Source organism: Massilia sp. Mn16-1_5 (assembly GCF_004798585.1).
GTDB lineage: Bacteria > Pseudomonadota > Gammaproteobacteria > Burkholderiales > Burkholderiaceae_D > Telluria.
This window is the reverse complement of sequence record NZ_PPXQ01000009.1, coordinates 50,064-73,572: the sequence shown is the minus strand read 5'-3', so window position 1 is coordinate 73,572 and position 23,509 is coordinate 50,064. Positions and strand designations below refer to the sequence as shown.

The window sequence follows — 23,509 nt, the reverse complement described above, 5'->3', positions numbered from 1 at the left end:
GGATGGACGGGCCCCCGTCCATCCCACATCGGGTTCAACACGCCACGTTGCATTGCAATAAAATAGCCGCTCATCCCCAGGCGCGAGACGAACGATGACACAAGTTGCGTTCCCCAAAATGCTGTCTTCCCAGATCGCATTCGACATCGCGCGCACCATCCTGGACGGCTTCGACAAGCACTACCGCCTGTTCCGCGCGGCCAGCAAGGCGGCTAAACGCCATTTCGAGACCGCCAGCTGGGCCGTCGCCCAGCGCGCCGCGCGCGAGCGCATCGATTACTACGACCAGCGCGTCCAGGAAACCGTCACCACCCTGGAAGGCGGCTACACCGCCGACGAACTGGGCGACGCCGTCTGGCGCGAAACCAAGCTGCATTACATCGGCCTGCTGTCCGGCCACAAGCAGCCCGAACTGGCCGAGACCTTCTTCAATTCGGTCAGCTGCCGCATCTTGCACCGCAGCTATTACCACAACGATTTCCTGTTCGTGCGCCCGGTGATCTCGACCGAGTACATCGAGACCGACGAGCTGCTGCCGACCTACCGCGTGTATTACCCGGCCGTCGACGGCCTGCGTTTTGCCTTGAAACGGATCGTCACCAACTTCCAGCTCGACTGCTCCTTCGCCAACCTGGACCGCGACGTGCAGCTGGTCGAAGCGCGTATGAGCGAGGCTTTCGGGCTCGACCAACTTGAACCGAACCAGCAATTCCAGGTGCTGTCGAACCTGTTCTTCCGTAACAAGGGCGCCTACATCGTCGGCCGCGCGATCAATGGCGCGCGCGACTATCCGTTCGTGATCCCCCTGCTGCACAACCGGCGCGGCGAACTCGTGCTCGACACGGTGCTGACCGACCCGCGCCAGATCGCCGTCCTGTTCTCGTTTACGCGCGCATACTTCCTGGTCGATATGGAAGTGCCCTCGGCCTATGTGCAATTCCTGCGCAGCCTGCTGCCGCGCAAGCCGAAGAGCGAGATTTATACGCTGCTCGGCCTGCAAAAGCAGGGCAAGACCCTGTTCTATCGCGATTACCTGCAGCACTTGAAACATAGTTCCGACCAGTTCCAGATCGCCCCCGGCATCCGCGGCCTGGTCATGCTGGTCTTCGAGCTGCCCTCTTTTCCCTATGTGTTCAAGGTGATCAAGGATTTCTATCCGCCGCCGAAAGACACCACGCGCGCCCAGGTCAAGGAAAAGTATTTATTGGTGAAGCACCACGACCGGGTCGGGCGCATGGCCGATACGCTCGAATATTCCGACGTCGCCTTTCCCTTACACCGCTTCAGCGAAGCGCTGCTGGCCGAGCTGCGCGAGTACGCGCCCTCTCTCATCGAGATCGAGGACGAGCACCTCATCGTCAAGCACCTGTACATCGAACGGCGCATGGTGCCGCTGAATATGTTCCTGGCCGAGGCCGGCCAGGCGAACGACGAAGCACGCCTGGAACACGGCATCCTCGAATATGGGAATGCGATCCGCGATCTGGTCGCCGCGAATATTTTTCCGGGCGATATGCTCTACAAAAATTTCGGACTGACGCGCCAGAACCGGGTCGTGTTCTACGATTACGACGAGATCGAATACCTGACCGATTGCGTGTTCCGCGACGTGCCGGAGGCGCGCACCGAGGAAGAGGAAATGGCGGCCGAGCCGTGGTACCCGATCGGGAAACACGATGTATTTCCCGAACAATTCGGCCGTTTTCTTCTTGGAAATTCGAAGATTCGCCATTACTTTATGAAGCACCACGCGGACCTGTTGACGCGCGCCTGGTGGCAGGCCCATCAAGACCGCATCCTGGCGGGCGAAGTCCAGGATATTTTTCCGTACCCGCAGCACATCCGTTTTCACCACCCGCTTACCACCCCGGCGCAGACAAGCGAAGCGCCATCCCTTTTGGAGACACAACAATGAATGATCCAGTCGTTATCGTCGGCGCCGCCCGTACCCCGATGGGCGCCTTCCAGGGCGATTTCTCGTCGAAGTCGGCGAGCGACCTCGGTGCGGTGGCAATCAAGGCCGCGGTCGAACGCGCCGGCGTCGATCCGCAATCGGTCGAACACGTCTATTTCGGCAACTGCCTGATGGCAGGCCAAGGCCAGGCCCCGGCACGCCAGGCCTTGATCAAGGCCGGCCTGCCGCTGTCGACCGGCGCCGTGACCCTGTCGAAAATGTGCGGCTCGGCCATGCAGGCCGCGATCTTCGCCCATGACCAGCTGGTCGCCGGCAGCGCCGACGTCGTCGTCGCGGGCGGCATGGAGTCGATGACCAACGCCCCTTACCTGATCCCGAAGGCACGCGGCGGCTACCGCATTGGCCACGCGCCGATGTTCGACCACATGATGCTCGACGGCCTGGAAGACGCCTACTCGCGCAACGAAAAGACCGGTGAAGGCCGCTCGATGGGCACCTTCGCCGAAGAGTGCGTGGCCACGTACCAGTTCTCGCGCGAAGACCAGGACAACTTCGCGATTGAATCCGTCAAGCGCGCACAAGCCGCCAACAACGACGGCACCTTCGGCTGGGAAATCGCCCCGGTCACGCTGGCAACCCGCACCGGCGAGCTGGTGGTCGAGAAGGACGAAGGCCCGATGAAGGCCAAGATCGACAAAATCCCGTCGCTGAAACCGGCCTTCAAGAAGGAAGGCACCGTCACCGCCGCTTCGTCCTCGTCGATCAACGACGGCGCCGCGGCGCTCGTCATGATGCGCGAATCGACGGCCAAGGAACTGGGCCTGACCCCGATCGCGCGCGTGATCGGCCACGCCACCCATGCCCAGGAACCGAACCTGTTCACGACCGCCCCGATCGGCGCGATGCAGAAGCTGTTCAAGAAGACCGGCTGGATGCCGAAGGATGTCGACCTGTTCGAGATCAACGAAGCTTTCGCTGCCGTGCCGATGGCCGCCATGCGCGACCTCGACATCCCGCATTCGAAAGTTAACATCCACGGCGGCGCCTGCGCGCTGGGCCACCCGATCGGCGCCTCGGGCGCGCGCATCATCGTCACCCTGCTGGGCGCGCTGAAGAAGACCGGCGGCAAGCGTGGCGTGGCATCGCTGTGCATCGGCGGCGGTGAAGCGACGGCGATGGCGATCGAGATGGTGTAATTGAGGCTGTAAACGCGTGGGCTCGAGAGCCCACCCTACGGTTGCGCACCGTAGGGTGGGCATTTATGCCCACGCGGTCGTCCCCATGCGCACCACCAGGCCAACCGGAGGAATACCATCATGCCAACCGCTTTGATCATCGGCGCCTCGCGCGGCATCGGCCACGAACTGGCGCGCCAATACCGTGCCGATGGCTGGCGCGTGATCGCCACCGCCCGCAAGCCGCAAGACCTCGACAACCTGAAACAACTGGGCGCCGAGCCGCACGAGCTCGACGTCACGAATCTTGAGGCCATCGCCGGCCTGGGCTGGAAACTGGACGACGAAAAGATCGACACCGCCTGGCTGGTCGCCGGCCTGTACGGCCCGCGCCACGACGGTTTTCCTACCCAGCAGGATTTCGACGCCGTCATGCACACCAACGTGCTGGCCGCGATGCGCCTGCTGCCGATCGTCGCGCCCCTGGTCGCCTCCACGCGCGGCAAACTCGGCGTGCTGTCTTCGCAGATGGGATCGATCGGCGGGCGCCACAGCGCCAACGGCTCGCTCTACCGCGCCAGCAAGGCGGCTTTGAACTCGGTGCTGCGCGACACCGCCATCAGCTTCGGCCCGCAAGGCGCCACCTGCATCGCTTTTCATCCGGGCTGGGTCCAGACCGACATGGGCGGTCCAAGCGCGGCGATTCCCGTGGAAGACAGCGTGCGCGACCTGCGCACCACGTTGGCGAACGCGCAGCCGGATGCCAACGGCACTTTCCTGAACCACGACGGCGCCCCGATTCCCTGGTAAGCCGATCACACAATAATCAGACAAGAGACACCATGATCCTGACCGAAGAACACCAGATGATCCGCGACGCCCTGCGCAGCTATGCGCAGGAACGCCTGGCCCCGCAGGCCGCCCGCTGGGACAAGGAACATTATTTTCCGAAAGCCGAACTGAAGGAACTGGCCCAGCTGGGCGCCTTCGGCGTGGCGGTGCCGGAACAGTACGGCGGCGCGGGCCTCGACTACGTGTCGCTGGCGCTGGTGCTGGAAGAAATCGCGGCCGGTGACGGCGGCATCTCGACCATCATCTCGGTCAACAACTGCCCGGTGTGCAGCATCGCCATGATGTATGCGAACGAGGAGCAGAAAGAACGCTTCCTGCGTCCGCTGGCGCAAGGCGAGATGCTCGGCGCCTTTGCGCTGACGGAACCGCACACGGGCAGCGATGCGTCGGCCCTGCGCACCACGGCCACCCGCGATGGCGACGAATACGTCATCAATGGAACAAAACAGTTCATCACCAGTGGCAAGTACGGCGACGTCGCCATCGTCATGGCGGTGACCGACAAGGCGGCCGGCAAGAAGGGCATCAGCGCCTTCTGGGTGCCGATCGACACCCCCGGCTACATCGTCGCCGGCCTGGAACAGAAGATGGGCCAGCACTCGTCCGACACGGCGCAGATCGTATTCGAGAACTGCCGCGTGCCGGCAAGTAACCTGATCGGCGAAGAAGGCATGGGCTACAAGATCGCCCTGTCCGGCCTGGAAGGCGGCCGCATCGGCATCGCCTCGCAATCGGTCGGCATGGCGCGTGCCGCCTTCGAAGCGGCCCTCGGCTACGCCAAGGAGCGCGAGAGCTTCGGCAAGCCGATCTTCGAGCACCAGGCCGTGCAGTTCCGCCTGTCGGAGATGGCGATGCAGATCGAAGCGGCGCGCCAGCTGATCCTGCATGCGGCCTCCTTGAAAGATGCGGGCGTGCCCTGCCTGAAGGAAGCGGCGATGGCGAAACTGTTCGCGTCCGAGATGGCCGAGCGCGTCGTCTCGAGCGCAATGCAGGTCTTCGGCGGCTACGGCTATGTGGCCGACTTCCCGATCGAGCGCATTTATCGCGACGTGCGCGTCTGCCAGATCTACGAAGGCACCAGCGACATCCAGAAGATCCTGATCGCACGGGCGCTCTGAGATGCAGGACGAGGCGCGACTTGCGATCCACAGCGTCGCGCCGGCGGACCTGCCGGCCCTGTTCGTCTACCTGGACGACCACCTGCAGGACAACGGCCGCGCCGGCACGCCCCTGTTCCAGCCCATGGCGCGGGCCGACTCGCGCTTCCCGGTGGACAAGCGCGCGAGCTTTGCCATCGGTTTGAATGCGGAAGTCGGTGCGCCCGGCTGGCGCCGCGCCTGGATGGCGCTCGATGCGGACGGCGCCATCTGCGGCCACGTCGACCTGCGCGCACGGCCGGAACGGGCCGCAAGCCACCGCTGCCTGCTCGGCATGGGCGTGCACCGCGACTGGCGCCGCCAGGGACTGGGCGAGCGCCTGCTGGCGAGTGCCCTCGACTGGGCACGGGGGCAGCCGGGCCTGGACTGGGTCGACCTCGAGGTCTTGTCGAATAATGCCCCGGCGCGCCGCCTGTACGAGCGCTGCGGGTTCGTGTTTGCCGGCGAATTGCCCGACCTGTTTCGCATCGATGGCGAAGGGCATGGGTACGTTTACATGACGTACCGGCTGCGGTGAATGTAAACGCGTGGAGTCAGGACTCCACCCTACGGTTAGCCGCTATTCGTAGGGTGGAGTCCCGACTCCACGCGTCTACGAACGCTAGCTGACTGCGGGCTCCAGCAAGGTCACCGTCTGCCGCTGCGTATCAAGGGTGGCCCGGATCCCCATCGGGATCGTGAACTGATCGCGGATGTGCCCGATCGAATAACCCGTCACGGCCGGAATCGACAGCGGCTGCAAATGGATGTCGAGAGTCTCGTCGAGCGTGAGCGAGATGTCCTCATGCTCGGGCCCGCAATCCTCGCAAATCCCGATCATGACCCCGGCCGCCTTTGAAAAGCCGACCGACAATTCGAGCTGGGTCATCCAGCGGTCGAGCCGGTACGGCGCCTCGTTGACTTCTTCCAGGAACAGGATGCTGTCCCTGAAATCGGCCGCGTAGGGCGTGCCGGCCAGGGCTGCGACCAGGCTCAGGTTGCCACCGATGAGGGGACCGGTGGCGACGCCGCCGTGCACGGTGCGCATCGCGAAATGCGGCTGTTCCAGGGCGCGCCGGCTGTTCTCCAGGGCCATCGGGATCGTGTAGGTCGGCTGCGGGTCGGACAGCACGGCCAGCATGTGTTCACGCGAATAATCGGTCATGGTCGACGAGGCCACCGGGCCGTGGAAAGTCACCAGTCCGGCGTGCTTGAGGATCGCCAGGTGCAGGGCCGTGATGTCGGAGTAGCCCAATAAGATTTTGGGGTTGGCCCGGATCAGCTTGAAATCGAGGTGGGCCAGCAGCGAGATGCAGCCCGAGCCACCGCGGATCGGCCAGATCATCTTGATCTCCGGGTCGCCGAACATGGCGTGCAGGTCGGCCAGGCGTTGCGGCACGGTGCCGCCATAGTTGCCGTTCACTTCGCGCAGGGACGCGCCTTCGCGCACTTTCAGACCCAGGGCTTCGATGTTGTGGCGGGCTTTCGCAATCGATTTCTCGGTGGCGTAGCCGCCGGGGGCGATCAGGCCGACGGTGTCGCCCGGCTGCAGGCGGGGAGGTTTGATCAGGGGTTTCATGTGGGAGCGAGTCGAAGGACGCTTGCGCGGCGCGGCCAGCGTCGTCGCCGGCAGCAGAGCAGCAGCGGCAAGCAGGGAAGAAAAGGCGCGGCGGCTGATGGTCATGCGGCTTGGCTTAATAGAAAAAAACAGCCCCGGGAAACGCGCTGGCGCTTCCCGGGGCTGCAGGCTGTCTCACGAAAGATCAGAAAAGATCAGAAGAACTTGTAGGTGAGGTTCAGCGTATAGGCGCGGCCGCGCGGGTCGGCGACACGTGGATCCCAGCCGGCACCGACGACGTCGTCGACGTTGTGCGCGGTGAACGGTGGATCGCGGTCGAACAGGTTCTGGATACCGAAGGTGATCGACGTGTTCTTGAAGCCCTTATACGTCGTCGCCAGGCCGAAGCGGGTGTAGCTCGACACGTCCGGATCGAAGCCGCTTGGTGGCGTGCCCTTGCCGCCGTTCGGCAGCTGGTCCTTGTAGCCCGATGCGAAGTTGTTGCTCACCAGGACGTTCCAGTCGCCTTTCGTCACGCTGAAGGTGGCGGCGTGCTTCCAGCGCAGGTACAGGTCGCGCGTGAAGAACTGGCCCACGTATTCCTTGTACGGCTGGCCTTCGATTTCGGCGAACTTGTAGCTGCCGGTCCAGGTGCCGTCCAGGGTCGCGCTCCACTTGTAGCCGTCGCCGAACTTGCCGTCGCCGCGCAGGCCGAGGTCGATACCGCGGGTCTTGGCGCCGGCGGCGTTGATCCAGCCAGCCTGGACGTAATTGATGGTGTCGTCGGCGTTGCGGATGATGTTGCCCGACAGCGCAACCGGATTCTGCAGCACGATAGTCGCGCTACGGTTCAGGATGCGGTCCTTCATGTTGATCGCCCACCAGTCGATCGAAGCCGAGAAGCCCTTGAACGGCTCGACCACGAGACCGAGGGTGCCCTGCTTCGAGGTTTCCGGCTTCAGGTTCTGGTTGCCGCCCGACTTGAAGTCGAAACGCTCCGGCGCGCAGAAGCGCACGTCGCCAGGATGGTTCGCGCAGCCGACGCTGTCGATCACGCCGCTCGACAGTTCGCCGTCGAGCGAACCGGCGTAGAGCTGGCTGAAGCTCGGTGCCAAGAAGCCCTTGTTGGCCGAACCACGGAACAACAGCCAGTTGGTCGGCTGGTAGCGGAAGGCGACCTTCGGATTGGTAGTGGCGCCGATAACGCTGTAATCGTCGCGGCGTACGGCCAGCTGCAGTTCCAGGTCCTTGGTGACCGGCACGATGAATTCGGCGAACAGCGCCTTGACGTCGCGCGAGGCCTTCGGCAGGTTGGCGTTGCCCGGTGCCAGCAGGATCGGCTCGGCGGCCACGTCCTGGGAGTACAGGTAGCTCTCGCGGCGGAAGTCGAAACCGGCCGCCATCGCCAGCTTGCCGGCCGGCAGCTGGAACAGCTCGCCCGAGACGGTACCGTCGATCTGCGTCAGCGTGGTCTTGCCAGTCTGGAAGGCGCCGCGGTACTTGGTCGCTTCGATCGCATCCATGGCCTCCTTGGTCTGGCTGCCGTCGAGCGACCAGGGGTTGACGATGCCGCTGCCCAGCACCTTGTAGAAGGCGGTGGTGTTGGCGTAGCCGTCGAGCAGCTCCATGTGCGAGGTGCTCTGGGCTTTCGACAGGCCGAGCTTGTAGTCCCATGCATTGACCGTACCTTCGAAGCCGACCAGCAGGCGGCCGCTCTCGGTCGAGTTTTCCTGGGTGCGGTTACCCAGCGGATTGGCGCGCCACTTGTAGATGATCGGCTTGGTGCGGTCGAAGGTCGAGATGATCGACGACAGGTCCTGGTAGTACTGGCCGCCGACCGGATAGGCATTGCCGTTGGCCAGCGAGGTCGAGATCTGGGCCGGCGTCAGGATCGACACGACTTCCGAGCGCGAACCGATCGCCTCGACGAACATCGTGTGGTTCGGCGCCAGCTTGTAGCTGCCGCGCAGCAACAGGTTGGTCTGTTCCGACGGCGACTGCATGACGTAGTCGCCACCGTAGTCGTAGGCGCAGGAATAGGTCGAGCGCAGCGGCGAGGTGACGTCCTTCCACAGCTCGGTCTGGTATTGCGACATGCCTTCGACGCTGTCGCACTTGCCCTGGAAGCTCAGGGGATTGGCTTGCAGGTAGGTATTGGTGCTGCCGGGTACCTTGAAACCGGTGCCCAGCGCCGTGCCGGCGCCGGTCAGCTGGTTGGCGTAGGGCGTGCCGGTAGTGTCCGGCGACAGGCCGCGCGAGGGCTGGAAGCCGTTGGCGAAATCGCGCTGGCGCGATTCGAGCTTTTCGTTCTTGGTGAAGGAAGCGGTGGCCATCAGGTTGAAGCCATCGTTTTCCAGGTCGCCATGGCCGACGATCAGCGAACCGCGGTGGATGTTGCCGCCGCCGGCTTCGGTAACGTTGGTGTAGGCCGACGCTTCCGCGCCCTGGTAGTTGGTCTTCAGGATGATGTTCATCACGCCACCGATCGCATCGGTACCGTAGATCGCCGAGGCGCCATCCTTCAGGATCTCGATGCGGGAAATGGCCGCCATCGGGATCGAATTCAGGTCGACCGCCTTGCCGCTCTTGCCGTGGGTCGGCGCGCGGCGGCCGTTGATCAGCACCAGGGTGCTGTTCGGGCCCAGGCCGCGGAAGGAGGCGAAGGATGCGCCGCCGCTGACGCGGTCGGCGTCCGGGCCGAAGACGTTGTTGCCCGAGGTCGGGTTATCGGCACCATTGCCATTCGCCGAAATCGTGGCCATCAGTTGTTCGGCCGAGGTGATGCCCTGCTTTTGCAGGGTATCGAAGGTGATCACTTGCACCGGCAGTGCGCCTTCCTTGGCGACGCGCTTGATGCTGGAGCCCGTGATCTCGACGCGTGCCATCGGCGGGTCTTGCTGGACTTGCTGTGCAAGCGCCGGGCTTGCCACCCCGATCAATGCAATCAGATGGGCTAATTTCTTTAACTTCACGCGTCTCTCCTAAGGGTTCCGTCAAACTTGTAATCAGTGCGCACTATGTCGCTTATGTGTAATGTCATGGCATTACGTTATGAGTCGTTCCGAGACTACGCCGCGCATGGGGCGCCATCCAATGAAATAACTGGCGAGAAGTATAACTTCGAGGAATGTTTATAAGCGGAAATCTATCACTTTCTAACGCTGCCGCTCGGCAGCGCGTGCTCTTTCCGCAACATCGACATCCAGATAGCGCCAGGACGTGAATTCGACCGGGTGACGCTTGTAGTTTTTTAACCACGAATGACGGATGTCGGCCGATACCGCATGGGTCAACGGCACCCAGGGGTTATAGGCGTGGATCAGCTGGTTCATCTCGAAATACAGCTGTTGGCGCGCGGGGCCGTCGTTCAGCTGGCGCGCCTGTTCGTAGCGGCTGTTATAGGCCGGCAAATTGAAGCGGGCGTAGTTGGCGCGGCCCGCGTTCGGGCCGTAGAGCAGCTGGTAAAAATTGTCGCCGTCGGGGAAGTCGGCGATCCAGTTACTCTCGAACATGGTCACCTTGCCCAGGCGCGAAGCCTTGATGATCTCGGTCTTCTTGTCCGATTTAAAGACGACACGCAGGCCGATCGAGTTCAGGCATTTGCGCCACAGCTCGTCGCGCAGGCGGCCGCCGACCGTCGCTTCGCTGTGCATGGTCAGGGTCAGCGGCTTGCCGTCCGGGGTGCGCCGGAATCCCTCGTCATCACGCTTGCCGTAACCGTGGCGGTCCAATAATGCGTTGGCCAGCGCCGGGTCGTAGGGGATCGGGCTGCGGTAACCCGGGTCGTAGCCGAGTACATTCGGCGGCAGCGGCGACTCGGCCTTGATCGCAAAGCCTTTTTTCAGGAGCGCGATGTCTTCCGCACTGTTGTAGGCCAGCGCGATGGCGCGGCGCAGGGCGATCCGATCCTTGCTGTAGCCACCCAGCACCGGATCGTTCATGTTCATCCACATGTAATAGGTCTGCAGCACGGGAAAGCGCGACAATCGCATGCCGCGCGCCTGCAGTTCCGGTTTTAATTGACCGTCGCGGATCACCATCTCCGTCATCGATTCCGGCACCTGCTCGAGGTAGTCGTATTCGCTGTTCAGGAAGCCGAGCATGCGGCCCTGGAATTCCTCGGCGATTTTGACTTCCACCCGGTCCACCCGCGGCAGGCGTTTGCCGTTCAATGCGGCGGCAATCGCCTGGTCCTCGGGATCCTTGCCAGGCGTGGCGCTGAACACGGCCGTCGAATAGGGATTGGCCAGCAGGACGATGCGGTCGCTTCTCTTCCAGTCGCCCAGCATGAAGGGACCGGTGCCGATCGGATGGTTGCCGGCCTGCCCCGGATAGGCCTCGATCACTTCGCGCGCCACCACGCCGGATGCCGGCGTGGCCATATAAAACAGGAAGTTGTTGTCGGGTTCTTTTAGACGAATGCGCAGGGTGTACTTGTCGAGCGCCCGCAGGCCGGGAATGGCCGTGTCATAGCTGAAGCGATTTTTCAGCGCCTCGTCGCCTTCGAGCTTGCCGTCGAACATGTACGACCAGGGCGATTTCAGGGAAGGATCGTACAGGCGCGTCAGGCTGTACACATAGTCCTGCGCCGTCATCTCGCGTTTGATCCCCTTGAACGCCGGGTCGGGCGTGAAATAAATGCCGGGGCGGATACGGAAGGTGTAGGTACGCCCGTCGGCGCTGACTTCCGGCATGCTTGTTGCCGTATTCGGACGCAGTTTGACCGGGCGCGCCAGGTAGTCGTAGCGCAGCAGGGGGTCGAACAGGTTTTCCAGCAGGGACAAGGTGGCGATGTCGGAGGCGGCGGCCGGATCGAGGCCGGTTTCGCTGGTCGACAGGAACAGATGCAGCACTTTTTCGCCCTTCACTGGAGCGGCCGGGGCTGCGCCCGCCGGCAAGGTGCAGGTGGCGCCAGCGAACAGCAAGGCGAAAAGAGTGGCGCGAAGTGTCATGGTGCAAGTCCTGGTTGAGCGTGCGTATCATAGGCGCGGTGTGCTGTGCAGGCAAACGAAACACGGCGCTCATAACTTTTCTGCATGGCGCGGCTGCATTCTTTCATCTGTGCAGCTTGCTCTGCGCCTATACTCTCCGCTGCACAATCGTGCGCAGGATTGCCGTGACTTCGTCTGCGGCCTTGAACCAGCAGCTTACCCGCTGCCCTGCCGCCTTATCGGACTGACTCATGGCTTTAAATTACATCTGGACTGGTTTCTTCCTCGTCGGCTTCGTTGCCGCGCTCGGACAGTGGATCTTCCTGGGCGACACCGAGATCTTCAAGCGCATCATCGACGGCACTTTTAGTTCAGCCAAGATGGCGGTGATGGACATCGCCCTGCCGCTGGCCGGCGTCATGACCTTGTGGCTCGGGATCATGAACGTGGGTGAACGGGCAGGCGCCATCAACTTGTTCGCGCGCATCATCGCGCCCTTCTTCTCGCGGATTTTTCCCGGGGTGCCGCGCGATCACCCGGCGAATGGCCACATGGTGATGAATTTTTCGGCGAATATCCTTGGCCTGGACAACGCGGCGACGCCCTTCGGCCTGAAGGCCATGGAAAGCCTGCAAACCCTGAATCCGCGCAAGGATGAAGCCAGCGATGCCCAGATCATGTTCCTGGTGATCCAGACCTCCGGCCTGACGGTGATTCCGCTGGCCATCATGGCCCAGCGCGCCATCCTCGGCGCGGCCAATCCCGCCGATATTTTCATTCCAACGCTGATCGCGACCTTCTGCTCCACGCTCACCGGCATCGTGGCCGTCAGCCTGAAGCAACGCATCAATCTGCTCCATCCGGTCGTGTTCGGCTGGATCGGCGGCCTGACGGCCGTCGTCGGCGCCCTCGTGTTCTACATGACCAATTATCTCGCCAAGAACGAGATCGAACTGTTCTCGGTGGTGGTTGCCAACCTGATCCTGTTCTCGATTATCGCCGCCTTCATGACGGCAGCCCTGCGCAAGCGGGTCAACGTGTTCGAAGCCTTCATCGAGGGCGCGAAGGGCGGCATCGAGACCTCGTTGAAGATCATTCCTTACCTCGTCGGCATGCTGGTCGCCATCAGCGTGGTACGCAACTCCGGCATCCTCGGCCTGATCGTCCAAGCCTTCGCATGGGTATTCAGCCAACTCGGACTGCCCACCGATTTCGTCGGCGCCTTGCCGACCGCGCTGATGAAACCCCTGTCCGGCAGCGGCTCGCGCGCCATGATGATCGATGCCATGAACACCTATGGCGTCGATTCCTTCGTCGGCCGCCTGGCTTCGATCCTGCAGGGCGCCGCCGATACGACCTTCTATATCGTCGCCCTGTATTTCGGCTCGGTCGGCATTCGCAAGACCCGCTATGCAATCGGCTATGGCTTGCTGGCCGACCTCGCGGGCGTGATCGCCGCCATTTTTGTGGCCTACCTCTTCTTCGGTTAAGGAAACGTATGCTCCGTCCGCTCGCTCTCGCCGCCGCCCTGTTCTCCTGCCTGCCCGCGCAGGCACAGTTGCCGGAACCGGTGGCAAGCCTGCTGGCGCAGAACGGCATGACGCCGGCCTCGTTCAGCGCCCTCGTGCTGCGCGGCGACCAGGTCGTGCTCTCGCACCTGGCGGAACGTCCGATGCAGCCGGCCTCCACCATGAAACTGGTGACGACCCTGGTCAGCCTTGAGCACCTGGGTCCGGTGTTTCGCGGGCGGACCGAGCTGCTGACGAACGCCGACGTCAAAAAGGACGTATTGAAGGGCGACCTGGTGCTGCGTGGCGGCGCCGACGCCGACCTGTCGGGAGAAGTATTGGAAGGCATGCTGCGCGCCCTGCACAATGCGGGCATCCGGCGCATCGCGGGTAATCTGGTACTGGACCGCGGCGTGTTCCAGCCGGCGCGCATGGATGTCGGCCTGCCGCCCTTCGACGAGTCGCCCGAAGCCTATTACAACGTCATTCCCGACGCCCTCCTGATCAACAAGAACATGCTGCAGATCGACATGCGCTCGACGGATAAACGCATGCAGCTGGACATGCAGCCGGCGCTGTCCGGGGTGACGATCGCCTCCAACATGACCCTGATCGACGCCGATTGCGCGAAGTGGGAGGACGGCTGGAAGCTGCCGCAGGTCGTGCACACGGACGACAACAAGATCAAGGTCGTGCTGCAGGGGACGTACCCGAAAAACTGCGCCAAGACCAACAGCATCAACGTGCTCGAGCGCGACGCCTATATCGATGGCCTGTTCCGCCTGAAATGGAAGCAGCTGGGCGGCAAACTGGACGGCAAGACGCAGGCGGGCACGGCGCCGCTGGACGCGAGACTACTGGCCGAGCACCGCGCCCGCGCCCTGCCGGAAGTGGTGCGCGACACCAATAAACCCTCGGACAATGCGCTGGCGCGGACCCTGTTCCTCAGCCTGGGCGCACTGGAAGCCGATCCGGTGCTGGGCAGCCGGCCCTTGCCTTTGGCGCCGGACCAGACCACCTACACCCGCGCCGATGCCACGGTGCGCAACTGGATGCGCGCGCATGGCATCGACGACAGCGGCCTGGTCATCGAAAACGGCTCCGGCCTGTCGCGCATCGAGCGCATCAGTCCACTGCAGATGGGCGGCCTGCTGCGCGCCGGCCTGCGCAGCAACTGGGCGCCGGAATTCCTGGCCAGCATGCCGATCGCGGCAACGGACGGCACCATGCGCCGCCGCCTGAACGGCAGCCCGGCCGCCGGCCGTGCCCGTTTGAAGACGGGGACCCTGCGCAATGTGGTGGCGGTAGCCGGCTATGTGCCGGATGCGAGCGGGGTGCAGAACGTGGTAGTGGCTATGGTCAACGACGACCTGGCGGGAGAAGGACGCGGACGCGCCGTGGTCGATGCGTTAGTGGATTGGGTGGCGAAGTCGGGAGCGGCAACGCCAGCGGCAGTACAGCCGTAAAGCAGGGAGATCGAGGTAGGGTGGGCGCCCCGTACCCACCATGCGCGGCATGCGCCCACATCGCACGTCACAATCGACGCACCAAAACCGGGCACAAGCGATCCAGCTTACTGCCTTTTCTCTTGCTTCGCACCCAATATTGCTGTGATAACACGCAAATACAACGCTCATGCTGTGTGCGTTGTATGGACAAACGTCAATTGTTAATATGAATTTCACGTATGGAAACATAGCCATACCTTATGGTGCATTTCAGACCGGTTCGTATCGACAATCCAGAAAAGAGAGAACATGACGCGTCACCCTGCCTGCCATCCTTTCCGCCAGACCCTGCTTGCCACCGCCCTGCTGGCCGCCTTTTCCTCCGCCGGCGCACAAGAAACCACCTCGACCACGACCACGACGGTCGCCGATGAAAACAATCCGGCCCGTGTCGTCGTGCTCGGTTCGCGCTCCAGCGCCAAGACCGCGCTCGATACGGCCGCGCCGGTGGGCCTGATCAACGTGAAGGACATGCAGACCGCCGGTCCGCTGGAACTGGGCAAGCTGTTGCAGACGCTCGATCCCTCGTTCAATTTCTCGACCACCTTCATCAGCGACGGCACCGACATCATCCGTCCCGCCACCCTGCGCGGCCTCGGCCCGGACCAGCTGCTGGTGCTGGTCAACGGCAAGCGCCGCCACCAGCAGGCACTCGTCAATGTGCAGCAGACCATCGGCCGCGGCTCGGCCGGTACCGACATCAATGCGATCCCGATGTCGGCGATCCACCACATCGAAGTCTTGCGCGATGGGGCGGCGGCCCAGTACGGGTCCGATGCGATCGCCGGCGTGATCAACATCGTATTGAAATCGCAGGTCAAGGAAACGCAGGTCAGCAGCTCGATCGGCACCACGGCCGAGGGCGACGGCGACATGATCTCGGCCAGCGCGAATACCGGCTTTGCGATCGGCGACGGCGGCTATGTGAACCTGACGGCCGAAGGCCGCCGCCGCGGCGAAACCAACCGCGCCGGCCTCGACACGGCGCGCACCGATCCGCCGCGCGTGACCCAGCGCATCGGCGACAGCCTGGCCAAGGATGCTTTCCTGTGGCTGAATGCCGGCCTGCCGGTCGACAAGGACAGCGAGTTCTACGCCTTCGGCGGCGTCTCCAAGCGCACCGGCGACTCGGCCGGCTTCTTCCGTACCGCGGGCGATGGCCGTAACGTGCCGGCCGTGTATCCGAACGGCTTCCTGCCGAACATTCTCACCACCGTAAAAGATGCCTCCTTCGCCGTCGGCTACAAGCGCAACCTGGCCAACGACTGGAAATTCGACGTCAGCGTGAACCATGGCCGCAGCCAGCTCGGCTTCCACGAGCGCGAATCGATCAACGTCAGCTACTGGTACGAACCGAAACCGGGCGGCGGCATCTATGCCGAATCGCCGCTGGAAGCCGATACCGGCACCCTGAAATTCAACCAGACCACCTTCAATGCCGATGTGCGTGGCCCGATTGACATCGGTGGACGCAAGATTTCGCTGGCCACCGGTTTCGAATACCGCCGCGACAACTACGAGATCGAAGCGGGCGATCCGATGTCCTACCAGTACGGCCGCACCAACAACCCGGCCATCGTGATCCGCGACCAGAACGGCGGCATTGCCGCCTCGGGCGCCCAGGGCTTCCCCGGCTACACGCCATCGACCGAAGTCGACGACGGCCGCCACAACATCGCCCTCTATGTCGATGCCGAGCACAACCTCACCGACCAGCTGCTGATCGCCGGCGCGGTGCGCTACGAAAAATACTCGGACTTCGGCAGCACCACGACGGGCAAACTGTCCATGCGCTACGACCCGTCGCGCACGGTCGGCCTGCGCGGCAGCATCTCGACCGGTTTCCGTGCTCCCTCGGTGCAGCAGAAGTTCTACAGCTCGGTGTCCACCAACCTGAACGCGGCCGGCGTGCTGACCGAAACCCTGACCGCGCGCGAAGGCAGCGCCGTCACCCGCGCCTTTGGCATCGCTCCCTTGAAGGAAGAGACCTCGAAGAACGCCAGCGTCGGCATCGTGCTGCGTCCGCTGCAAAACTTCTCGGTCACGGCCGACCTGTACCGCATCGACATCGACGACCGCATCGTCTTCTCGAGCAATATCGCACCAGAAGCCGGCGCCGGCCCGATCCGCGCCATCCTCGACCCGCTGAAGGTCGGCCAGGCGCAGTTCTTCACCAACGCGATCGACACCCGCACCAGCGGCCTGGACATCGTTGCCGAGCACACCACGCGCTGGCCCGGTTCGACCCTGGTGCTGTCCGGCCAGCTCGGCTTCAACAAGACCGAAGTCAAGGCACGCCATTCGCAGTCGCCAGTCCTGACCGGCGAGCAACTTTTCGACGACACGCAGGTGACGCTGATCGAACGCGGCCAGCCGCGCCAGCACCACGTGGTGGCGGCCGACTACACGACCGGTCCGTGGAACGTGAATACCCGCGCCAGCTACTTCGGCGAAGTCCAGGGCCAGGGCTTTACGCCCGGCTTCATCCAGACCTGGGATGCCAAGTGGTTAGTGGACCTGAGCGTGCGCTACGCCTTCACCAAGCGCCTGAGCCTGTCGGTCGGTGCGAACAACCTGTTCGATACCTATCCGACGGAATGGGACAAGGTACGCGCCGCACCGTTCCCGCAGCTGGGCTTTACCCACTGCTGGGAAACCTGCCCGATCGGCATCAACGGTCGCCAGATGTACGCCCGCGTCGACTGGTCGTTCTAAGCAGCACCTGCCGAGCTGCCCCCGCAGCTTCGACCGAGCTGCCCCCCCAGCTCGGTCGCATTCACCGGCGCGTCAGGGTTTCGAGGCCTGCGCGCCGGGCCGTGAAGGCTCGAGCCAGGGCGCGCCGGCCAGCTCCGGTTTCGCCTCCACCAGCGCCACCTGCGCGCCCGTCGTTTCGCGGATCGTGCGCACCAGGTCGATCATTGTCTTTTCCACGAATTTCTCGGGTGTCCCCATCACATAGCCGGTGGCGCGCCGCGGCCAGGCCAGCCAGCCGCCCTCCTTTTTGGTGAACCCGGCGTACATGTCGAGGTGATAGCCGGTTTTATACGGATAAAGGCAGGCGACGATGTGCACGTCCTGGCTGCCGCGCACGTCGGGGCGGGCCTGGGCGGTCCAGCTGGCACCCTCGCAGCTGGGGCCGCGGGCGGCGCCCGGGGCGTCGGCCATCTTGAAGCGGCCGGGCTGGTCGAGCCTGTCTTCTGATTCAGGCAGGGGCGTCGCCAGCGTGGCGTTCCGGATGTTGCGGCTGATGCCTTCGCTGGCCGCGCGCGCCACGGCCAGCGGCGGCGCCTCGGTCTTGATATCGAATACCCGGACATACTCGACCGTCCGGTCGCGCGCCGTAAACAGGTCGCCCGCCGCCGTGCCGCAACCCGCCAGCGCCGCGCCCACGACCGCGGCCATGATGACTCGTTTCATCGCCCACCTCTCTCGTCCGTTGGAAGAATGATTGCGCGAGAAGATGAAAGCGGACTCGTCAAGCCACGGCATCAATCTCTCGTCAATACGAGAAGATTGTCTCGGGCTCAAGCCTTATAAAGGCTGAGACAACTCAAGTGTGTGCGGGGAACGAAATGGGAGCTTACAGGACGCGACGAAAAGTCGATCGCACGCGCTCGCGGTCGCCGCAGTCGAAATGCCACCATTCGGTATTGATGCCGACAAAACCGGCACCGAACATGGCGCCACGCAGCAACTGGCGGTTGGCGACTTGCCCTTCGCTCAGCTGGCCGGCAGCCATAAACCCCTCTTCCAGCGCCGGGTGCGACAAATCGGTCATGTCGTCGAAGCCGGTGCCCATGTCGAGCTCGCGGCCTTGCGGATCGAGGATGGTGACGTCGAGCGCCATGCCATAGGAGTGGATCGAGCCGCGCGCCGGATTAGCGAGGTACATCTGCAGGCCGGTACCCTCCAGGGCGTCCCACAGCTGCTGCTGCACCCGCTGCGGGCGCAAGGCGTCCAGCACCAGCAAGGTGTGGCCGGGCGCGTGGCTGCCGAGCCAGGCCACGGCCGCTTCCAGCGCCGCGGCGGCTTCAACGTGCAGCCAGGCGCAGTCGAAGGGCGAATACAGATCGCGTCCCACAAAATTGTTCGGACCGGCGTAACGGAGGTCGACCGCGATGCCGGCGATCATTGAGAGGTGACGGAATTCTTCGCTGCCGGCGATGTCTTCGCTGGCAACCGTCAGGATACTCATGCACAACCCTTATCAAGACAGGCGCGGGCCGTCGCGCCGATACAATTGGCCAGTTCACGCGCGCCGTGCGACAGCGGCGCGTGGTTTGCGGTCAGCAGATACAGCTGCACGGGAATCGCGGGTGCCCACTGGCGGCGCTGGACCTTGTCGGACGCCGCCGAGGCTGCGGTGAACGGATCGACCACGGCCGTGCCGGCGCCCGCTTCCACCAGGGAACGGGCGATCTGGTAAGTCTGGACCACGGTGCGAAACACGGGCTGCACGCCCTGGGCCTCGCAGGCGGCCACCACAATTTCGCCCAGAGGATCGTTGTCGGCCAGGCCGATCAGTTCACCGGACAGATCCGCGGCGCCGATCGGCTGCGCGCACTCGGCTTCGCTCCAGGTGCCGGCGGGGGCCATCACCGTCAGGTTGCCGGAGGCAATCGGCTCGGCGACGATGCCGGGATGGCGCGGGTCCTGCAGCGACAGGGCCAGATCCGCCTCGCCCAGGCGCAGGGCATTCACGATCTCGCTGGTGTGGTAGGTCGCCAGTTCGCAGCGCGTCTGGGCGAAGTCGCGGCGCCAGGCCGTCATCGCCTGCGGCAGCACGCTGATGGCCAGGGTCGGCGTCGACACCAGGCGCACCGTTTCCACCGCGCGCCCTTTCAGGCTGGCGGCGAGGCGGCGGATACCCTGTAAATCGCGGTTCAGTTTTTCCGTCTCGGCGAACAGGCGGTGCGCCTCCGGCTTCGGATACAGTTTGCCGCGCACGCGCTCGAACAGCGGCATGCCCAGCTGCAGCTCGGCGTGCTGCAACACCTTGGTGACCGCGGGCTGCGAGATGTGGAGAACCTGGGCGGCACCGCTGATGGTGCCGACCTGCATGATGGCGTGGAAAACTTCGATGTGGCGCAGGCGCATGTATCAATCCTTCAACGAGACGCCCGCGCACCGTATGGGCGCGGGCTGGCCGCAGGATACATGGAAACGCACATCGGAGCGACCGTCATCGTGGGTTCTACGCCACCGGCGGCGTGTTGGGCGGCGTCGGCGGGGTGGTCGGGGTCCCGGGCGGCAGCGGCTGGACTGGCTGGACTGGCTGGACCGGCTGGATGGGCTGGACTGGATCCACCGGCTGGGTCGGCTGTACCGGACGCATTTCCGGAATCGGTGCCGGCGGCACCGGCGGCAGCGGGGCATTTGCCGGCGTGGTCAGCACTTCCAGCATGGCCGCCGTTTCCGCATCCGGCTCGCCGGCAATGTTCGCCGGGCGGTATTTCATCTGGAAGGCGGCGATCGTCGTCCTGGTCGGCTGGTCGAACACGCCGCTCTGGGTCACACCGTAGCCGTGGGCCGCCAGTTTTTTCTGGAACCAGACGGCATCCGGCACCTGCACATCGAACACCTGGCGCACGGCGGCAACGCGGTTCGCGTCCGGCCACACGATCAGGCCGGCCTGCGCCAGCTGGTACCAGGGGAACATCGGACCCGGGTCCTGCTTGCGCAGCGGAGCGATGTCGCTGTGGGCGACGACGTTTTCCGGCAGGATGCCATGGCGCGCGACGATGTCTTTAACCAAGGGAATCAGCGCGTCGATCTGGGTTTGCGGGAAGGGCGCATAGACGCGGCCTTGCGGCGTGTCCTTCCAGCCGGCGTTCACGATCTCGATGCCGATCGAGCTGTTGTTGAGCTGGGTATACCCTTTCCAGCTCGAGTTGCCGGCGTGGTAGGCGGAGCGGGTTTCGTCGACCAAGCCGTAGATGGTTGGGCTGGCATCGTCGGTGAGCAGATAGTGGGCGCTTACTTGCTGCTCGGTCAGGATCTTGATCGAGGCCGGCTTGTCCGCCACCGTGTAGTGCAGCACCAGGAAGCGCACCCGGCTGCCCTGGCCCTTGGCCGTATAGGTCTTGTCGATGCCGCCTTGGGTGGCGCAACCGGCCAGCAAGGCGATCAGGAGGGTAGCTGCAAGCGATTTCATGGTTGTCCGTTCGATAATGAAAATGCGGGGTGACTGTCGGCCACCGCCAGGCGCGCGGCGGCGTGGTGGGCGCGCATGGCGGTCTGGGTCAGCAGGGTATCCGGCGGCAGGCTAGCGCGCATGCTGGCCGCGATCGATGGGTGCAGCTCGGCGGCGCGTCCCGCCAGCGCCACCGGACGCGGCCCGAAGCGGCGCAGCAGTGCGTTCGCGAGGCGGCCCAGCTCGCGCCCGGCTTCAAGCAGGATCGCGTCGGCGGCCGGGTCCTGGCCGGCGCTGGCGGCCACGGCCAATGCCAGCTTGCCGACTTCGCCACGCTCCTGGCCATAGATGAACTGGCGAGAGAATGCCCAGTCCGAACCGCCGACGTGTTCGAAGACGGCGCGCGCCATGGGCGAACTTTCCCAGCTCCCCGGCGCTTCGTCCTCGCGGCGCCAGATGTGGCGCAGGGCTGCGCGCGCGATCCAGAATCCGCCGCCGCCGTCGTCGAGCACGACGCCGCGGCCGCCGGCACGGTGGAATGTGCCGTCGCTATCGATGAAAGCCCCGATCGAGCCGGTGCCGGCGTATACCAAATAGCCTTCGCCGGGGGCGAAACTGGCGCGGTAGGCGATGTCGATGTCGTTGCACATGGCAATCGCAGTGGGCTCGATGCCCAGCAGCTCCGCCAGCCAGGCCGTCATTTGCGCGCCCTCGCCGCCGAAGCCGGTCAGGCCGGCGCGCACGCTGGCCGGCTGCGCGTGCTGGAGCACGGCGCGCGCGAGCTCAATGAACGTGGCGCGCACGCTGGCGCGGCCGTCGGGTTTGCTCATTTGCAGGGCAGACAGGCCGGCGACCGTGCCTTCAGCCAGGATCGCGCCATCTGGCGCCGCCAGCGCCCAGCGGGTCTGGGTGCCGCCGGCGTCGATGCCAAGGCCGATGCCTGGATGAGCGGAAGAATTCAACATGAAGCGAGTGTAGGGCTTGGAAGCAAATGACGCGAATGAATGCTGGCCGTCAATCTATGAATGTAGGTTATGAATGAGGGCGTCAATACATGAACAGGGAAACTGAATCTGGTGCGGCAAATCAAGCGTGCGTTGAACGCGTGGGCGGCGCATACGCTATCTCGACGCATCATGTAGGGTGGAGCCGACCACCCTACGCCTACGATTACGGCTTGCCCCACACCTGGATCCGGTCGCCTTCGATGCCGAGACGGTCCACGGCGCCGACGAATACGGCGTCCGGCGCACCGAGACGGACGTCGTCCTCGAGCTTCCAGTCCACTTTCGAGGCCGGCACGACATTGAAACGCCACTCCTCGCCATGGCGCGACCACACGGTGTACAGCGCATTCGCTTTGCCGGCCGTCAGTTTCAGGTCGACGCCCTTACCCGTGCGCACCGCCTTGACGCGCGGCAGGCCGGGTTTCACGTTGCCGAGCCAGGGCGTGGCCGGCACCAGGGCCGGCGTCGCGTAGGCACCGCTGCTCAGCTGGTCGGTAATGCCTTTGCGGTTCTGCATCAGCGCAATCATGCTGAAGTGTACGTGACCACCGGCCTGCGGGCGCGCACGGGTCGATTCGATCTGGTCGACGATTTCCTGCGGTGGATAATCCTTGGTCGGGGCGCCGATGCGGCTCGTAAACAGGCCCGGCCACAGGTGGCGGCCCTGCGTGTTCTGGCCGATCCAGTAATCGAGCAGCACGTCATAGGCTTGCGCCGACTGGCTGCGCGCCCAGTACAGCTGCGGCGTGAAGTAGTCGAGCCAGCCCTTCTGCAGCCACAGCTCGGCATCCGCGTACAGCTTGTCGTACTGCGAGAAGCCGGCGATGCCCGGCGGACGGCGGTCCGGGCGGCCCAGGCCGAAGGGGCTGATGCCGAAGCGCACCCAGCTCTTTTCGCGGTGGATACCCTCGTACATGTCCTTGATCAGCTCGTTGACGTTCTGGCGGCGCCAGGATGCGCGGTCGAGCTTGCCGCCGCGGGCGAGATAGCGTTCCCAGGCCGGCGTATCCGGGAAGTCCAGTTCGGCCTTGACGCCGGGCTTGCCGTCCAGCGCCGCCTCGTTGCCGGCGACGGTCGTGGCGGCCTCGATCGGGTAAGGATAAAAATAATCGTCGATATGGACGCCGTCGATGTCGTAGCGGCGCACGACGTCGAGCACCACGTCCAGGGTCTGCTTCGAGGCCGCGTCCTCGCCCGGGTCCATCCACATGAACTTGCCGTAGCGTTTGACGGCGGCCGGATTGGTGCGGGTGATGTGGTTAGCTGCGGCGGGCGAGCGGGCGCCGTCGTGGCGGGCGCGGTAGGGATTGAACCAGGCGTGCAGTTCGAGGCCGCGCGCATGGGCCTCGGTGACCCAGAATTTCAGCGGGTCGTACCAGGGCTGTGGCGCCTGGCCCTGGGTGCCCGTCAGGTATTCCGACCAGGGCTCGATCGAGGACGCGTAGATTGCATCGGCCGAAGGACGCACCTGCAGCACGATCGCATTCAGGCCCATGGCCTTGGCGCGATCCAGGATGGCGATCGCCTCCGCCTGCTGCTGCGGGGCCTTTAAATTCTGGCGGCTCGGCCAGTCGATGTTCGCCACCGTCGAGACCCAGGCGGCGCGGAATTCGCGCGGCGCGGCGGGCGGCAGCTTGCCGCTGGCGTGGATCGTGCCCGTCGGGCTCGTCGTGCTTTTTTGTGGCGTGGTGCAACTGGCCAAGAAACCACCCAGGGTCATCATCCCCGCCACACCTGCCAGCGCCAACGCGCGTTTTTTCAAATCAACCACTACCGCTCCCACTAT

The 23,509-nt window shown here is 64.2% G+C and carries 16 protein-coding genes and 1 pseudogene; 8 read left to right on the top strand and 9 right to left on the bottom strand.

All coding sequences use genetic code 11. The annotated features are described in order from the left end of the window. Window positions 1-94: 94 nt before the first annotated feature. The 5 genes from aceK (at window position 95) to C2862_RS12280 (ending at window position 5,616) form a co-directional block, all read left to right on the top strand. Window positions 95-1,915 (top strand): bifunctional isocitrate dehydrogenase kinase/phosphatase, encoded by a 1,821-nt coding sequence (gene aceK, locus C2862_RS12300; RefSeq protein WP_136220421.1) that lies wholly within the window; start codon window positions 95-97, stop codon window positions 1,913-1,915. Continuing rightward, window positions 1,912-3,111, top strand: coding sequence for an acetyl-CoA C-acyltransferase (locus tag C2862_RS12295; RefSeq protein WP_136220420.1), 1,200 nt, complete (start codon window positions 1,912-1,914; stop codon window positions 3,109-3,111). Before aceK ends, C2862_RS12295 begins: the two co-directional genes overlap by 4 nt. Before the next feature lie 120 nt (window positions 3,112-3,231). Then, window positions 3,232-3,900 (top strand): SDR family oxidoreductase, encoded by a 669-nt coding sequence (locus tag C2862_RS12290; protein ID WP_136220419.1) that lies wholly within the window; start codon window positions 3,232-3,234, stop codon window positions 3,898-3,900. A gap of 32 nt (window positions 3,901-3,932) precedes the next feature. Beyond that, window positions 3,933-5,060: an acyl-CoA dehydrogenase family protein gene (locus C2862_RS12285; protein ID WP_136220418.1), complete on the top strand. Its 1,128-nt coding sequence runs from the start codon at window positions 3,933-3,935 to the stop codon at window positions 5,058-5,060. 1 nt (window position 5,061) lies between these two features. Beyond that, on the top strand, window positions 5,062-5,616 hold the full coding sequence (locus C2862_RS12280) for a GNAT family N-acetyltransferase (RefSeq protein WP_136220417.1): 555 nt from the start codon (window positions 5,062-5,064) through the stop codon (window positions 5,614-5,616). A gap of 84 nt (window positions 5,617-5,700) precedes the next feature. Here C2862_RS12280 and C2862_RS12275 read toward each other — a convergent pair whose 3' ends face one another. From C2862_RS12275 to C2862_RS12265, 3 genes are all read right to left on the bottom strand, one after another. Continuing rightward, window positions 5,701-6,762, bottom strand: a complete 1,062-nt coding sequence (locus C2862_RS12275) for an LD-carboxypeptidase (RefSeq protein WP_136220416.1) — start codon at window positions 6,760-6,762, stop codon at window positions 5,701-5,703. An 89-nt stretch (window positions 6,763-6,851) separates the two neighbouring features. Further along, the gene (locus C2862_RS12270) at window positions 6,852-9,608 is read right to left on the bottom strand and encodes a TonB-dependent receptor (RefSeq protein ID WP_136220415.1); all 2,757 of its coding nucleotides are present in this window, start codon (window positions 9,606-9,608) and stop codon (window positions 6,852-6,854) included. Window positions 9,609-9,791: 183 nt separating this feature from the next. After that, window positions 9,792-11,588, bottom strand: a complete 1,797-nt coding sequence (locus tag C2862_RS12265; protein ID WP_136220414.1) for an ABC transporter substrate-binding protein — start codon at window positions 11,586-11,588, stop codon at window positions 9,792-9,794. Window positions 11,589-11,818: 230 nt separating this feature from the next. Between C2862_RS12265 and C2862_RS12260 the strand changes: the two genes are divergently transcribed. The 3 genes from C2862_RS12260 (at window position 11,819) to C2862_RS12250 (ending at window position 17,298) form a co-directional block, all read left to right on the top strand. Beyond that, the gene (locus C2862_RS12260; protein WP_136220413.1) at window positions 11,819-13,057 is read left to right on the top strand and encodes a nucleoside recognition domain-containing protein; all 1,239 of its coding nucleotides are present in this window, start codon (window positions 11,819-11,821) and stop codon (window positions 13,055-13,057) included. Between the two features lie 8 nt (window positions 13,058-13,065). Continuing rightward, window positions 13,066-14,541: a D-alanyl-D-alanine carboxypeptidase/D-alanyl-D-alanine-endopeptidase gene (gene dacB / locus C2862_RS12255; RefSeq protein WP_136220412.1), complete on the top strand. Its 1,476-nt coding sequence runs from the start codon at window positions 13,066-13,068 to the stop codon at window positions 14,539-14,541. A 291-nt stretch (window positions 14,542-14,832) separates the two neighbouring features. Continuing rightward, the gene (locus C2862_RS12250; protein WP_136220411.1) at window positions 14,833-17,298 is read left to right on the top strand and encodes a TonB-dependent siderophore receptor; all 2,466 of its coding nucleotides are present in this window, start codon (window positions 14,833-14,835) and stop codon (window positions 17,296-17,298) included. 72 nt (window positions 17,299-17,370) lie between these two features. On the opposite strand, the gene C2862_RS12245 is transcribed toward C2862_RS12250, so the two are convergent. The 6 genes and pseudogenes from C2862_RS12245 to C2862_RS12220 all read right to left on the bottom strand — a co-directional run bounded on the left by C2862_RS12245 (window position 17,371) and on the right by C2862_RS12220 (window position 23,494). Further along, on the bottom strand, window positions 17,371-18,000 hold the full coding sequence (locus tag C2862_RS12245) for a hypothetical protein (protein ID WP_136220410.1): 630 nt from the start codon (window positions 17,998-18,000) through the stop codon (window positions 17,371-17,373). Window positions 18,001-18,163: 163 nt separating this feature from the next. Then, window positions 18,164-18,778: a M15 family metallopeptidase gene (locus C2862_RS12240; RefSeq protein ID WP_136220409.1), complete on the bottom strand. Its 615-nt coding sequence runs from the start codon at window positions 18,776-18,778 to the stop codon at window positions 18,164-18,166. Further along, window positions 18,775-19,680, bottom strand: coding sequence for a LysR family transcriptional regulator (locus C2862_RS12235; protein ID WP_136220408.1), 906 nt, complete (start codon window positions 19,678-19,680; stop codon window positions 18,775-18,777). Before C2862_RS12235 ends, C2862_RS12240 begins: the two co-directional genes overlap by 4 nt. 289 nt (window positions 19,681-19,969) lie before the next feature. Beyond that, window positions 19,970-20,737 (bottom strand): annotated as a pseudogene (locus C2862_RS12230) (N-acetylmuramoyl-L-alanine amidase); the annotation flags it as partial. Beyond that, a complete protein-coding gene (locus C2862_RS12225; RefSeq protein ID WP_136220406.1) occupies window positions 20,734-21,681 on the bottom strand; it encodes an N-acetylglucosamine kinase in 948 nt (315 codons plus the stop codon). The gene C2862_RS12225 and the pseudogene C2862_RS12230, both read right to left, overlap by 4 nt. 205 nt (window positions 21,682-21,886) lie before the next feature. Next, a complete protein-coding gene (locus tag C2862_RS12220; protein ID WP_373888256.1) occupies window positions 21,887-23,494 on the bottom strand; it encodes a glycoside hydrolase family 10 protein in 1,608 nt (535 codons plus the stop codon). Between the last annotated feature and the right edge of the window lie 15 nt (window positions 23,495-23,509).

Bases quoted from the DNA above. Each gene is read 5' to 3' on its own strand.
- C2862_RS12265 (WP_136220414.1), bottom strand. From the start codon at position 11,588: ATGACACTTCGCGCCACTCTTTTCGCCTTGCTGTTCGCTGGCGCCACC.
- dacB (WP_136220412.1), top strand. From the start codon at position 13,066: ATGCTCCGTCCGCTCGCTCTCGCCGCCGCCCTGTTCTCCTGCCTGCCC.
- C2862_RS12280 (WP_136220417.1), top strand. From the start codon at position 5,062: ATGCAGGACGAGGCGCGACTTGCGATCCACAGCGTCGCGCCGGCGGAC.
- C2862_RS12290 (WP_136220419.1), top strand. From the start codon at position 3,232: ATGCCAACCGCTTTGATCATCGGCGCCTCGCGCGGCATCGGCCACGAA.
- C2862_RS12295 (WP_136220420.1), top strand. From the start codon at position 1,912: ATGAATGATCCAGTCGTTATCGTCGGCGCCGCCCGTACCCCGATGGGC.
- C2862_RS12275 (WP_136220416.1), bottom strand. From the start codon at position 6,762: ATGACCATCAGCCGCCGCGCCTTTTCTTCCCTGCTTGCCGCTGCTGCT.
- C2862_RS12245 (WP_136220410.1), bottom strand. From the start codon at position 18,000: ATGAAACGAGTCATCATGGCCGCGGTCGTGGGCGCGGCGCTGGCGGGT.
- C2862_RS12235 (WP_136220408.1), bottom strand. From the start codon at position 19,680: ATGCGCCTGCGCCACATCGAAGTTTTCCACGCCATCATGCAGGTCGGC.
- C2862_RS12250 (WP_136220411.1), top strand. From the start codon at position 14,833: ATGACGCGTCACCCTGCCTGCCATCCTTTCCGCCAGACCCTGCTTGCC.
- C2862_RS12240 (WP_136220409.1), bottom strand. From the start codon at position 18,778: ATGAGTATCCTGACGGTTGCCAGCGAAGACATCGCCGGCAGCGAAGAA.
- aceK (WP_136220421.1), top strand. From the start codon at position 95: ATGACACAAGTTGCGTTCCCCAAAATGCTGTCTTCCCAGATCGCATTC.
- C2862_RS12285 (WP_136220418.1), top strand. From the start codon at position 3,933: ATGATCCTGACCGAAGAACACCAGATGATCCGCGACGCCCTGCGCAGC.
- C2862_RS12225 (WP_136220406.1), bottom strand. From the start codon at position 21,681: ATGTTGAATTCTTCCGCTCATCCAGGCATCGGCCTTGGCATCGACGCC.
- C2862_RS12260 (WP_136220413.1), top strand. From the start codon at position 11,819: ATGGCTTTAAATTACATCTGGACTGGTTTCTTCCTCGTCGGCTTCGTT.